General features: G+C 46.4%; 8 protein-coding genes. 7 read left to right on the forward strand and 1 reads right to left on the reverse strand.

Features of this window, described 5'->3' with window-relative positions; genetic code table 11:
* Nucleotides 1–472: 472 nt before the first annotated feature.
* Nucleotides 473–1,108, forward strand: a complete 636-nt coding sequence (locus ACFQZT_RS20530; RefSeq protein WP_379302713.1) for a YfbR-like 5'-deoxynucleotidase — start codon at nucleotides 473–475, stop codon at nucleotides 1,106–1,108.
* On the forward strand, nucleotides 1,105–2,484 hold the full coding sequence (locus tag ACFQZT_RS20535) for an ABC transporter substrate-binding protein (RefSeq protein ID WP_379302714.1): 1,380 nt from the start codon (nucleotides 1,105–1,107) through the stop codon (nucleotides 2,482–2,484). The genes ACFQZT_RS20530 and ACFQZT_RS20535 overlap by 4 nt, the downstream gene beginning before the upstream one ends.
* A gap of 72 nt (nucleotides 2,485–2,556) precedes the next feature.
* On the opposite strand, the gene ACFQZT_RS20540 is transcribed toward ACFQZT_RS20535, so the two are convergent.
* On the reverse strand, nucleotides 2,557–4,824 hold the full coding sequence (locus tag ACFQZT_RS20540; RefSeq protein ID WP_379302715.1) for a helix-turn-helix domain-containing protein: 2,268 nt from the start codon (nucleotides 4,822–4,824) through the stop codon (nucleotides 2,557–2,559).
* Between the two features lie 248 nt (nucleotides 4,825–5,072).
* Between ACFQZT_RS20540 and ACFQZT_RS20545 the strand changes: the two genes are divergently transcribed.
* The 5 genes from ACFQZT_RS20545 (at nucleotide 5,073) to deoC (ending at nucleotide 13,803) form a co-directional block, all read left to right on the forward strand.
* Nucleotides 5,073–6,218: a HupE/UreJ family protein gene (locus ACFQZT_RS20545; RefSeq protein WP_379302716.1), complete on the forward strand. Its 1,146-nt coding sequence runs from the start codon at nucleotides 5,073–5,075 to the stop codon at nucleotides 6,216–6,218.
* A 42-nt stretch (nucleotides 6,219–6,260) separates the two neighbouring features.
* Entirely contained in the window at nucleotides 6,261–11,750 is a 5,490-nt protein-coding gene (locus tag ACFQZT_RS20550; protein WP_379302717.1) for an S-layer homology domain-containing protein, read from the forward strand.
* 145 nt (nucleotides 11,751–11,895) lie between these two features.
* Complete coding sequence (locus ACFQZT_RS20555; protein WP_379302718.1) at nucleotides 11,896–12,063, forward strand: XapX domain-containing protein; 168 nt, start codon at nucleotides 11,896–11,898, stop codon at nucleotides 12,061–12,063.
* A 97-nt stretch (nucleotides 12,064–12,160) separates the two neighbouring features.
* Nucleotides 12,161–13,105 (forward strand): DNA-binding transcriptional repressor DeoR, encoded by a 945-nt coding sequence (locus ACFQZT_RS20560; protein WP_379302719.1) that lies wholly within the window; start codon nucleotides 12,161–12,163, stop codon nucleotides 13,103–13,105.
* 26 nt (nucleotides 13,106–13,131) lie between these two features.
* On the forward strand, nucleotides 13,132–13,803 hold the full coding sequence (deoC, locus tag ACFQZT_RS20565) for a deoxyribose-phosphate aldolase (protein WP_379302720.1): 672 nt from the start codon (nucleotides 13,132–13,134) through the stop codon (nucleotides 13,801–13,803).
* The last annotated feature ends 278 nt before the right edge of the window (nucleotides 13,804–14,081 follow it).

Consider the following 14,081-nt stretch of genomic DNA (forward strand, 5'->3'; position numbering starts at 1 on the left):
GCCCTCCTTGTTGAGTCTAATTGAGAATGATTATGATTCTCTTATTTAGAATAATTCTAATTAAGTACTCTCAGTATATGCCAGACTACCTTGAAGGTGCAACAGATATTTTTAATGGGGCAGTAATATTTGCAAATTGACGGAAATTGAACCCGTGAATAATAACGCTTTCAAAATTGTTACACAAATGAAATATTTCTGTTATGGTTTCATAATGTTCAGGAGGTAATATAATAAACAAGACCCCCTTTTTAATATATAAACTTTGAACCTGGCCCCGTTGGCTGGGTTCCTTTTTTTTGTCTGGGTTTAATTGTAATGCTCTATCATATAAAGCCCCTTGCCGAATTAATCGGTAAGGGGCTCTTCTAATTAACATTATAGCGGATCAATTTTAATCTGGATTTTACAGGAGGTTTGTACACTAATAGTAGTGTCGAATTATGGCTGAAACATATAGGGGGATTTATATATGGGAATCCATTCTTATTTTAGATCTTTAAATGAATTAGAAAGAATCATGCGGTGCCCGGGAAAGTTCAAATTTGAAGAACACAGCGTCGCAGCGCATTCATGGAAAGTCGTTCAATACGCCAAAACGCTTGCAGATATCGAGGAGAAAAACGGTGCGAGTGTAAACTGGAAAAAACTCTATGAAATTACCAGCAGTCACGATTACGGTGAAATCTTCATCGGGGACATCAAAACTCCGGTTAAGCATGCTTCGCCTGAGCTGCGTCTTTTAATACAAAAAGTAGAAGAAGGAATGGTATATAACTTTATTGAAGAGCATATTCCCCAAGAATTTAAAGACATTTTCCATAAACAACTTCGTGAAGGCAAGGACGATTCAATTGAAGGATTGATTTTGGAAGTTGCTGATAAGATGGACCAAGTTTACGAGGCTTTCGCTGAGATTCAAAAGGGAAACACGGAGAAAGAATTCATTAAAATGTACCGTGATGCTTTGATTAAAATAAAAAATATTAAATTATATTGCGTTGAATATTTTTTGAACAATATTTTGCCCGATATCGTTAACGATGAGATTACTTCGTCGGTTGATATCAGACGGATCACAGAAGAAGCATTGGCTCATAAACAATGAATAAGATTTTGCTAAAAGTTATGCTGCCGGCTTGTCTGCTCCTTATTGTGCTGCTATTGGATATATTTGGTCACAGCGGTAGTAAGCCTGGAGACATTGCGACCGTTCCTTCCGTGGGGAATCAGACGGAGCCGGCCTTAATGGGACCCCAAAAAGTCGTTTGGTGGCACTCCATGAGCGGTGACAATGGTAAAGTGGTCGATCGGCTTGTAACTGACTTCAATGCGTCACACAAGGACATTCAGGTCGAAGCGGTATACCAGGGTTCTTACTACGAAAGCCTGACCAAGCTAAAAGCGTCCATGGACTCCAAAATCGGACCGACCATGATCCAAGTGTACGACATCGGCACCCGGTACATGATTGACTCCAAGTCGATTACACCCGTACAGCATTTTATCGATCAGGACCATTACGATATTTCGCAGCTAGAAGAGAATATCACAAATTACTATAAATTGGATAATCTTCTTTATACCATGCCTTTTAATGCATCAAACCCGATTCTCTTTTACAACAAGGACATGTTCAGGGCTGCAGGTCTAGATCCCGAGAAGCCGCCGATCACTTATGAACAATTTACTCAAGCCGCCAAAAAACTGACTAAGGACGGCATCTGGGGCGCATCCTTTGCCATACATGGCTGGTATATGGAGCAGTTGTTCGCCAATCAAGGCGCTGAACTGATGAATAACGGCAACGGGCGCGACAGCCTGGCTACTGCCTGGCAGCTCAATGCAGAAGAAGGCCTCAGGACACTGATATGGTGGAAGGATTTGGTTGACAGCAAGCTTGCCATCAATTTCGGACGCAGGATGGAAGAGACGAAAAAAGCGTTTGTCGCCGGCAAGGTCTCGATGATTTTTGATACGACGGCATCATTGCGGAATATCATCGACTCTGTTGACGGCAAATTTGAAGTCGGAACAGGCTTCCTTCCCAAGCCGGCTAATGCAAAAGATGGCGGCGTTATTGTGGGAGGCGCAAGCAATTGGATCATGAACAGCAAGAGCGATGCGGAGCAGAAAGCCGCGTGGGCGTTTATCAAATACTTGAGTGAACCGGAACAGCAGGCGTTCTTTCATGTGAACACGGGATACTTTCCAATCACGAAGAAAGAATACGACCAACAGCTCGTGCAAGAGAATATGGCGAAGTACCCGCAATTCAAGACGGCAATCGACCAACTGCACGCTGCGAAAGAAAATAAAGCGACGCAGGGAGGCGTATTGGGCATATATCCGGAAGCGAGGCAAATCACGGAGAACGCCATCGAACAGGCACTGACAGGTCAAAAAACGCCGAAGGAGGCGCTGGATGCTGCAGCTGCGGAAATCAGCGCCAAGATCGAAGACTATAATCGGACAGTGAAATGAAAAAAACGAAAGCCGTGGGATGTCCTTGCTCCCTCGGCTTTCGTTTTTTGTCATACCCTTCGATCCGCCGAACTATGACGTTTTGTCCATGAGGTGCGTTCTTCGGTATTCGCCGGGGGAAAAACCGGTGCGGCTTTTAAACATTCGGTTGAATGAAGAGATGTTCCGGTATCCGACCTGTACGCCGATCTCTTGTATATTCAATTCCGTACTGAGCAGTAATTCCTGTGCGTTCCTTACCCGGGTATCATGCAGATGCTCCATGAAATTGATGCCGGTTTTCTCTTTAATATAGGTCGATAAATAGGATACGCTCAAGTTTAGTTGATCCGCCAGTGCATCTAAGGAAAGATCCTCCGCATAATGCCCCTGAACTACGCCAAGTACATGGTCGATGATGGGATCGTCGCGCTCTTTTTTATCCCGAATAAACAGGGTGACCGCACGAAAATAGGCCTCGAATGTTACTTTGTATTCCTCGACCGAACAGCATTCTCCAAGCTGAAGCATGATCGGTTTAAGCTGCCATGAGATATGGGTCTCCACTTTGTAATGTTCAAGGATCTTTTGAGCCTTAGCGGTTACGGCAAGAGCCAATTGTCGGAACATCTCAACAGATGCTTCCTTCTGGTCGAGCTCCTTCAACCAATCGTTGATGAGATGGAGCGTTTCCTGCTCCTTCCCCGCCTTCAGTACTGTGGTTAGCTCTTGCTCTTGGGTTAGTGACAAGACGTAATGAGCTCGATCCGACTGATAGTCAAGAACAATTTGCGTTTCCTCAAGCAGCCTGGCCTGCATGGCCATTTCTTTAACCTGCCGGTAGGCATGGCCGAACTGTGCGGAGTGACCGAACCACGAGCTAACAGCGGCGGTAACCAGACAGTAACGCCGGTCACGGTCCAGAACCTGTTTCATTTCTTCCAGCATGGCGATGATGCGAGCCCGTTCATTGCTGCCGGGGATGACCGACAGAAATTGGTGAGCTTCCATCTGAAACGTATGGGAACCGGGAAATCGTTCATGCGCAGCCAGCTTGAGATGCTCGCCGATCGACTGAGAGGCTTGTTCACGGCCAACGGGCATATCGATAAAAGAGGCTGCGCGAAAGCGGAGCTCGTAGAGTACGATGGTGAAGTTTTCCTCGGTCCCTTGAATGCTGTGCCATTCATTTAATTCATGATTGATGTTTTTCAACTTATTGATGTAATGGTAGCTCGTTAATACGGAGTGCTGATGTTCCAGTTCTTGACGAATGTCCACTTTTTCCTTTTGCAGCTCCTGAATTTTATGGCTGATTAGATCAAATTCGCGAATTTGGCTATGTAGTTCCCCCATCTCGTCGGGATCGGATATGGACGTAAGCAACTCCCGAACCGGCTTGTGGATTCGTTTGCTGAAAAATATAGAGACGACTAGAGCGATGAAAATAAAAGCCACCAAAAGAAAAATCATGATCTTGTCCAGCCGGCGAATTTCTTCAGCAAAGCTCGGATTTGTAACCGTCATGATGTAATGGAGACCGTTTTGATCCGGATAATCAATATAATAGATCCCGTCTTTTACCCAATATCCTTTTTCTTCGTCCCATGCAAAGTCGGTTGACAACAACTGTACGGGAAGTTTCGCTGAAGGGTCGTCCGTTCTATAAATGACATTGCGGTTCGGCCCCAGAATAGCCAGACGAAGTCCGGGCTGTTCTTTAAGAACCACATTCCTCAAGCGTTCTGCGTCAATCATAGCGATCAGAAAATCATCGGATAAAGCCGGTTTAATGGAATATGGAATCAGTGTTTTCATTGCGGAATCGCTTGAAGGGTCCCCAAAGGATGCCGCAGGGTGCAGCAAATAGTTCGGCTTGCGCTGAAACTGCGTTTTCCAGTAAGAAGGCGAATATAAGTCGCTTGCATAAGGGCCGGTAAACAAATTAGCGGCTTCTCCGGAACCGTTCTTATCTATGGTAAGGTTCGTGGAACGAAACATCAGGATCATATTCGCTAAATAAAGCTCAGGATCGCTCACGATCCCCTGGATATCTTGTACGATGGGACGGGTATTCAGCATAGCTGGATCGCCCTTCGAGCTCACTTGGCTGTTAAAAGCAATCACATCTGAGTCGGTAAATTCTTTAAACAGCGCTTCTCTTACTCGATCGAATTGCAGCTGGTAACGTTCGGCCACTTTTTGCAGCATCAGTCGGTTTTGATTGATCATTTCGCTGCGAAGGTGGCTTTTTACCAACCAGAAGATCAGAAGATCGAAGAAAGTGAAGATGAGGATCAGAATTATGAAGCTCGCCAGGATCCTACGAAATAGCGATTTCCGAGTTGATAATACGTTCATGTCGCGGCTCCTTCTAGTCGGTATTTTCCTCGTGCTGTTACATGTTTATTGTAACGTAATTCATCCTGTTTAGGGTATGGGCTGTTTTTTGGGAGGTTTGCAATTTTTCATATTCCCCGCTTCATACAAGCTTAACAGATGAAGTTCAACTATCGAAAAAGATCGGAAAAGGTGTGTATAGGCAGCCTGGACGGTTCCCGATATGATGACCAAGAACGAACAAACCCATGGGAAGGAGGTACGACGAAGTGTTGCAATATGGGGTAGTGCTGAAAGGCAAGAAGATCTTCTTAGCGTTAGCCTTGGCCGTTAGTATGTACACGATATTCGCCGGTTCGGCATGGGCCCATTTTTCCTCAACCGGATACTCCGATATGAAGGTGGGGCCAGATGCGCTGCAATATCACCTTACTTTCTCGGAACATGACCTGCTTCAGCTTCTTTCTGGTAAAGGGAGTGAAGGCGATAAGATAAGCGACAAGCAATTGTCCGATTCGCTGGATGCGATCTCGAAGCTAGTGGATGACGGGCTGATCGTGACGGGTGATGGCAAAGTCGGAACAGGCGTTATTGTGAGTGCAAAGCATGAAAAGCGAGCCAGCATGGATATGGTCGGCATGGATATTCGCTACAAATTCGCTTCTCCGGTGAAAAAGCTTCTCGTCCAATATAACTTTTTCTGGTACAACGGGGTCGACCCCAATCACCGCAATTACGCTACGATTCATGTCGGCGGTCAGACGATAGAGCAGGTGCTCGGCAGTCAAAATTATATTGTTCAGATCCAGGGCCCGGCAGCTATCGGACAAGACACCGGTATACAGGCAAAGCCGGCGGATTCTTCATGGCTGGCAACACTGCAGCAGTATATTTGGATGGGGATGGAGCACATCTGGACGGGCATCGACCATATGTTATTTCTTGTAGGTCTGCTGCTGGCATCGGATCAAAGAGTATGGAAAATCGTGAAATTGATTTCCGCATTTACAATAGGCCATTGCATTACGCTCGTATTGTCTTCTCTAGAGATTGCCTATCTCTCTCCCAAAATCGTCGAACCGTTGATTGCGCTTAGCATTCTATACATTGCGGTCGAAAATATTTGGCGGAAAAAAGAAAGCGGGCGTCTGGTTGTCACGATGCTGTTTGGGCTTGTGCACGGATTCGGATTCGCAGAAGTTCTGAGAGGGACACTTTCCGGAAATATGGCACTGCCTCTGTTCTCTTTCAATCTAGGGGTAGAAATTGGACAACTTGTCATCATGGCGGTTTTCATTCCCGCACTCTGGGCGGTCCGCCGCATTCCGATGAAGATCAACTGGTCCTTATACGCTTCGGGCATCATCGGCGTTTTCGGGCTGTACTGGTTGATTGAGCGTGTCATTGCACAATAAGATTTGGAATTTACAATATACGGATGAGAGGGCGTTTAAAAGTTGTATAAGAAACATTTAAAACGATGGATTTCAGCCATAACCATATTTGCTATGATGTTCAGCCTGTTAGCGCCTACGGCTTTCGCAACGGATAACGGCGCAGTCGCCAGCGCTGTAGACTATTCGAAGGTTCCAAAGCTTTTGATTACCGAACTTGTTCCGGATTCGTCCAATGTCAGCGGATCTGATGCTTATGAGTTCATTGAAGTATACAACAATACGAATAAAACGTTGGACTTTAAAGATTATAATCTGGTTTACCGTTTTCCCGGATCTGAGACCGTTTGGTCGATTTATAAAAATAGCAATCCTAACGGGAGTGTTTCGATCCCGGCACAAGCATCAGTCGTATTTTGGGTGATGAACAGTGTGAACAAAACCTTGACAGAAGCGGATTTCAATAATAACTATCATACGAGCCTAGTGGAAAATGTCAGCCTATTCCGTGTGGATGGCGGCGGCGGGATGATTAACAGTCCCCCTGCCGATAAGCCGAGGGACCTCGTCGTGAAAGACAAATCCGGCACAGAAATCTCGATCGCATCCTATCAAAACGATGATCAAACGAAAGAAAACATGGGCATTTTTTACCGTTATCCTACAGACGGCACGATCAAAATGGTGATGTACGGTTCGGGTGCCGATGCGGCTCCTGCTGCAGCTACCCCCGGGATCGTGGATGCCATTCAGGTTCCACCCGTACCGCTTAATGCTTCCGAACCGCCGGTCGTCCATCATAAGCCGGTCACACAGGCAGACCAAAAGAACGATCTGGTTATTAGCGCCCAAATCGCCAATGCCGAGCCCAATGAAACGGTGACGGCTTCCGTGTACTACCAAGCGGCATCCCAGTCCACCTATCAATCGACGAATATGATGGCGACGGGCAATAGTCAATATCAAGCGATCATTCCCAAGTCAGCGTTGAGCGAAAGCCAGCTCAGGTATTATATTCAAGCGCAGGACAGCTTCAATACGGTTAGCACGAGCGTATACAATGTCGATATCACTTTCGACAACTTCGATTATTCGAAGGTTCCGCCGCTGCTTGTGTCGGAGGTGGTTCCGGATTCCGCGAATGTTGGAGATATGGATGGATATGAGTATATTGAAATCTACAATAATACGGATCAACCGGTTAATTTTAAAGACTATATTATCCGGTACCGTTACACGGATTCTGGGCCCGATGACGATTTATACTGGGCAGCGGACAAACGGGACGTCGTCATCCCATCCAAAGGCACACTTGTTTTCTGGATTATTAACAGTCAGAATACAAATTCAACTGTCGCAGATTTCAATGCCAACTACGGCACCAATCTGGTTGAAGGCAAGGACATTGTACGCATTTACAGCGATGGTATGGCTAATGGCTCCAAACGCGGCCTGGTGATTGCTACCAATAGCGGTACGGAAATCGCTGCAGCCTATTACGGACCAGGCGATGCCAAGGAAAATAAGGGCATTTTATACAAATACCCGGTAGACGGCAGCAAGATCATGACGAAATACAGTTCCGCGACTGCAGCAGCGACGCCGGGAGCCGTGGACATCGTTCAAGTACCTGGGCAGGTTGTAAAAGTCACCCCCGATACGGGAATTCCGACCTTAACGGATATAACGCGTTTTGCGGAAATCGACCAGTCCAAAGATTTGGAAATCATTGGCGATGCGAAAGACGATAAAGCCGTTAAAACGGTTATTCTCTATTACAAAACGGACAATCAGTCCGATTATGCCAAAAAGTATTTGACCGAAAGTTTTGCGGATACTTTTTACCATTATAAGGTTTATTCGCCTGAACTCATTGGCAGACAATATCTGGATTATTACTTCGCGGTTTCCGACGGTACGAATGAAATCACTTCGGGAAAGAAGCGGGTTGCAATCACTGGCGGTTCGGACCGATCGAACTTGCGTCTCAATGTGAAAGACGGAGATATTTTGGCAAAAACAAAAGTGATTAAAGGAACAGGGGAGTCTCTAGACCCGGATAGTCTGAAGTTTACGATCGATGGTCAAGAGGTGACGCAGCCTGCTTATCATGCCATAGAACACAATGCCTATTTCGCATTCGATGTATCGGGCGTCGATTACTATTTCAAAAATGCCGTTACGCAAGGGGAGGAAATTCTCTATACGTTTCAAGACCCTATTCCCACCTACGCCACTTTATCCATTCCGTTTCAGGCAGACCGCTTGAAGGAAGGCAGCAATATCATATCGATCAGAGCCGGTTCGAAATCATCGCCATTTGACGATCGGGCCGCAGAGAACAAAGACGATTTTGATGTGAAGAATGTACGTCTCGTATTTGCTGATGGCACGGTCATTTACGATGCCAAATATGCGAATCCGTCGAAAGTGATAAAAATGGGCGACAGCTCAGGCAAATTTCCGGTTGTCGATTTCAATTTTGTAATTCCAAGTACGCTGCTCGCATCCAAAGCTTTGGCTTGGAATACGGCGTCGATGAGCGATGGAGATCATCAGATTTCTCTCAGCAATGGCACCATGAGCACTGTTACCGCAAACGTAAAGGTAGATAATACGGCGCCGACAATTAGCCCTACTGTGGAAGAAGGCAAAATGTACCGTGGTCCGTTCACCGTGGATGCAGCAATATCCGATGCACTCTCTGGGGTTGACAAGGTCGAAGTTACCTTGGATGGAAAGGCCATTGAACTGCCATATGCAACGTCTTCCGCAAAAATGCCGGGTGGCACACATGTTTTTAACGTTAAGGCAACCGATAAAGTTGGTAATTCGGCTACGGCGACGATTAACTTCCAAGTACCGAATGAAAATCCGAATTTGCCTGAATTGGTTGCCCCGGGCGATGGTGCTAGCGGTGTAGATCGCCATGCTTCATTAACAGTTAAGGTATCGGATCCAATGAACGACGAGATGAAAGTTTCGTTTTATAAAGGATTCAAATACGACACAGGCACACCGGGACATTTTGCCGGATACCGGGGTGCGGCTGACACGGAACCTCCGAAAATGGAAAAGCCTGAAGGCGAAACGGCTTTCGCGCAAGACGATTACCGGAAGATCAGCGCGCCGGACGGTGAGTATCTGGTTGACGACTCCGTTGAAAAATTTCCGTATCAACGATTTGAAGTTACGTTGGATGATTCGGTCAAAAGCTCGGATCAAGTGGAAATCAACTGGAAAGGGAAGTCGCTCCAGGGGCGCAAAGTCAGCTTATACGCTTGGAGTCCGACACAACAGGAATGGAAGCAACTCCAAACTACGATTGCGGGCAGCGAGGATTTCGAGCTGCAGGGCAGCGTAACTGCCGGCGATTTTGCGAAAGATCATAAGATACTGGTCATGGTGCAAGACGAAATTGCTGCCACGCAAAGTAGCGAAAGCCCGACACCTGCCGATTATGATTTCTCGTTTGTCTGGATGTCGGATACCCAGTACTACGCAAAAAGCTATCCTTACATTTATCAAGATATTGTGAAATGGATCGCAGACCATAAAGAAGACAATAAGATTAAATACGTGATCCACACGGGCGATATTGTAGACAATGCCGATCAAGAGTACCAATGGATTGAAGCCGATAAGGATATGAAGGTTTTGGAAGATGCCAAAATTCCTTATGGCGTGCTGGCCGGCAACCATGACGTGGGCCATCAAAACAACGACTATAGTTATTACTCCCAATGGTTTGGGGAAGACCGTTTCAAGAATCAGCCGACCTACGGTGAGTCGTACGACAACAATCGCGGGCACTATGATCTGGTTTCATCGAACGGTAATGATTTTATCGTGGTTTATATGGGCTGGGGATTCGGTGATAAAGAAATCGACTGGATCAATGATGTACTCAAACAATATCCGAACCGCAAAGCGATTCTGAATTTCCATGAATACATGCTTGTTTCCAATAACCGTGCGCCGATGGCAGATAAAGTGTTCGAACGGGTCGTGAAACCGAATAAGAACGTCATTGCCGCGCTATCCGGCCATTATCACGACGCTCAATTGAAAGTCGACGCGATTGACGATAACGGGGACGGTCAGCCGGATCGCAACGTATATCAAATGCTCGCAGACTACCAAGGAGCGCCGGAAGGCGGTCTCGGCTATATTCGTCTGATGCAGTTTGATATGGCGCATGGGAAAATCAATATGAAGACATTCTCGCCTTATTTGAATGACTACAACTACTACGATCCGCAGCAATATCCGGGGAAAGACGAGTTTTCGATTTCCTTGGACCTTCAACCGGTCATTAAACGCGTTGCCACGGACTATTTGGGTGTGAAAGTGTATTCGAGTCAACCGATCGGGAGTGTGGAGCATGTAGAGAGCGGGAAACAGGCAACCGTACCTTGGAGCAATCTTGCATCGAATGCGATCTATCAATGGTATTCTGTAGCGGAAGACGCCTACGGAGGCAAGAAACTGTCGGATATTTGGAGGTTTACAACAGGGACGACAAATACCGAAGGCCATGGTGGCAAAGATTCTGGTAGCAGTAGCGGCAGTGTGATTTCTCCACCCGCCAATGCGGAAATCATCCAATCGGCAAGTGGCGGCACCATTACTTTGGACGGCGTTAAGATAGTCGTTCCTGCCGGGGCCAAGACGAGCGATATCAGGGTTACGGTGGACAAAATCACGGATGGCTCTAAATTGCCGATGGACTCAACATCAACATTGATTAGCGGTGTTTTTGAAATCAAAAAAGATAAAGACGGTCCTTTTAGCAAATCGGTACAAATCACCCTCCCGTTTGAGAAAAACAAAGTGGACTTTGATCGATCGCTGGTAAGTATTTATTGGTTGAATGAAGAAACCGGCAAGTGGATTGAGCTGGATAATCCGCAGGTCGATAAAGTTAACGGTACGGTAACCGGTTCGGTGAACCATTTTACGAAATTCGCCGTTCTGGCTACCGTAAAAAAAGAAGAGCCTAAACCTGTGCCAGGTCCAGGTCTGGTAGATCCTTCTGACATTAAGGGACATTGGGCGGAAAACAATATTCGCGACATGATTCGGATGGGAGCGGTCAATGGCTATCCGGACGGCACATTGAAGCCGGACAATACGATTACTAGAGCCGAATTCGTTGCGATCGTCGTAAAATCAATGAAACTTGGTGAACAAGACGGAAAAGTGTTCGCGGACACCGGCAACCATTGGGCCAAGAACTTAATCGCGACAGCTGCGGCACATGGAATCATCACCGGATATACCGATTCAACGTTCGGTCCGGACGATTCAATTACCCGCGAGCAAATGGCGGAGATTATCGTTCGTGCCGCTCATCTGAATCCGGTCACTGTAGGTACGACTTTTGTCGATAACTCAGACATTTCCGAATGGGCACAAGCTGCGATGGCGGCCGTGACTTCAAAAGGATTCATGAACGGTTACCAGGACGGAACAATAAGACCGCAAGGCATCACGACCCGCGCAGAAGCATTAACCGTCATCTTAAGAGCATTGGCAGGAAAAACTCGCTAATATAGCGGGTTTTTTCTTTTTTTACGCGTCTAGCTGAACTACGAACAACAAGTTTCAGAAAAGCGGTTGTCTCGGTAACAATTGGGAAATCCTATGCATTGGACAAAGTGAAATCAATCCATAAGAATTTGTCGAGGTGAGCTGTATGAAAGAGGTTATACTTGCTTTTGTAGCGGGAGCCATTGTCGGAGTTGTCTTTAAGTACCTTCGCCTTCCCCTTCCTGCGCCTCCTGTTTTCTCAGCTGTAATGGGCGTAATGGGGGTATACGTCGGGGGTAGGCTGGTTGAATGGGTGAACCGCCTTTTTGCATAAAAATATTGTTTTTGTGGAAAAATCTCCGTATAATAGAAATGAAATTATGTCAATTTCTAATGAACGAAATTTCAATTTCTTATAAGGGCGGAGACATATGGGCGGAGAGAAACTGGAGAAAATCGTTGACGCGGCTCGCATGTACTATCAGTTGGACTATAGTCAACAAGATATTGCCAGAAAGCTAGGGGTATCTCGTCCCACAGTATCCCGATTTTTGCAGCAGGCCAAAGAAGAAGGCATTGTCCAGATTAAGATTATGGATCCGACTGAAAATAAAGAAATTTTGGCTGCGCAACTTGAAGAGAAGTTTCATTTGAAAAAGGCGATTGTCGCTTCGATACCGGAATACGAGGATCACATCGTCAAAAGATACATCGGCGAAGCGGCTGCCGAATACTTGCATGATGTTGTCAAAGACGGCGATACGATCGCCACTACCTGGGGCACAACCCTATATGAAGTTGCCGTTCATTTGCCGAACAAACTGGTGAAAGATGTAACCGTTGTCCAACTAAACGGCGGCGTCAGTTATTCGGAGACGAACACATACGCTTCGGAGATCGTTCATCTGTTCGGCGGTGCCTTTAATACGACGCCCCATTTATTGCCGCTTCCCGCAATCGTGGATCATGCGGTAGTTAAGCAGGCGATCGAAGCCGACCGGCATATTCGCAGAATTCTGGAGATCGGCAAGAAGGCCAATATCGCGGTGTTCACCGTAGGTGTTCCTTCGGAAGATTCCGTTCTGATCAAAGCCAATTATTTCTCCCCGTCTGACCTGGATATTATTCATGCTAAAGGCGCGGGAGATATTTGCTCCAGATTCATCGATCTGGAAGGAAACATTTGCAGCGAAGAACTGAATCGCCGTACGATTGGCATCGATCTGGCGGAGCTGAGAGAGAAGGAAAAGTCGATCTTGGTGGCCGGCGGGATGAAGAAAGTCGAGGCCATCTATGGTGCGATTAAAGGAAATTATACCAATACACTGATCACAGATCAATTCACAGCCAGACATTTGCTAGATTATTCAGTCTGAGAGAAAAACAAAGGAGAACATTTACCATGGAAAACAAAGATATCGCACAAATCATAGACCATACATTATTGAAACCTGAAGCGACCAGAGATGAGATTGTTAAAATTTGCGGTGAAGCCAAGCAGTACGGTTTTGCAACTGTTTGCGTGAATCCGTCCTGGGTTCCGCTTGCAGCGAAGGAACTGGCAGGTTCGAACGTCGGCATTACGACGGTAATCGGCTTTCCTTTGGGAGCGACGACGACGTTTGCCAAAATGGCCGAAGCCCGCGATGCGATTGCAAACGGCGCTACGGAAATTGATATGGTCCTCCATATCGGCGCGTTGAAAACGGGCGATCTAAGCACCGTACAAAAGGATATTGAAGGCGTCGTGCAAGCGGCGGGCGGGCAGGTGGTCGTCAAGGTTATTCTTGAAACTGGACTTTTAACCGATGAAGAAAAAGTAAAGGCTTGCACGATCTGCAAACAGGCCGGAGCGGATTTCGTCAAAACTTCAACAGGCTTCGGACATGGCGGAGCGACCGTGGAAGATATTGCTCTGATGAGAAAAACGGTCGGCCCTGACATGGGCGTGAAAGCATCGGGCGGTGTCAGAGATCTGGAGACGGCGCGTAAAATCGTAGCTGCCGGAGCAACCCGAATCGGCGCAAGCTCCAGCATAGCCATCGTAACGGGCGGCAAAGGCGAGGGGTATTAATCTATAAAAAAGGAACAGGCGAATTTGGATTCGACCTGTTCCTTTTTTTCTTGCTCTTATTGAATGTATAAGATTCAAGGAGGACGTATGGCCCTCATTTCTAAGCGAGTTCGACCCTCAGTGACGCTGATTGATACACAACGATGTTATTCACACTAAGCATGCATCAAACCTAACATGAAAATTTCAATCACATAATTTCCTATTTTAGGAATATTATGATGGTTTTTTCGTGGACAGACATGGAAAAAGCTCCTATTGTAGAGAATGACGCGTTA

The organism is Paenibacillus sp. GCM10027628 (genome assembly GCF_042676385.1).
In the GTDB taxonomy this organism is placed as follows: Bacteria; Bacillota; Bacilli; order Paenibacillales; family NBRC-103111; genus Paenibacillus_E.